Annotated in this window: 1 protein-coding gene; it reads left to right on the plus strand. The window is 71.0% G+C overall.

Annotation, left to right across the window (positions count from 1 at the left end; genetic code table 11):
• Positions 1-14 precede the first annotated feature (14 nt).
• Positions 15-238: ATP-binding protein (locus ACQG3P_RS23095; RefSeq protein ID WP_426806346.1), on the plus strand; the 224-nt coding region annotated here is incomplete at its 3' end.

Consider the following 238-nt stretch of genomic DNA (forward strand, 5'->3'; position numbering starts at 1 on the left):
CCCCTGCCCCCGACCTGCCCTCACCCGTATTGGTGGGTTTCAGTGGCGGACTGGATTCGAGGGTGCTGCTGCACTGGCTGGCCCAGTCACCCGCACAGCGCGCCGCCGGCCTGCAGGCGGTGCACGTGCACCACGGCCTGCAGGCCGATGCAGATCGTTGGGCGGCGCACTGCGAGGCGTTCTGCACGGCCTGGTCGTTTCCGCTGCAGGTGATCCGCGTGGCGGTGCCGCGCGACAG

The sequence above is a fragment of the Stenotrophomonas sp. SrG genome (assembly GCF_050031795.1).
In the GTDB taxonomy this organism is placed as follows: domain Bacteria; phylum Pseudomonadota; class Gammaproteobacteria; order Xanthomonadales; family Xanthomonadaceae; genus Stenotrophomonas; species Stenotrophomonas rhizophila_A.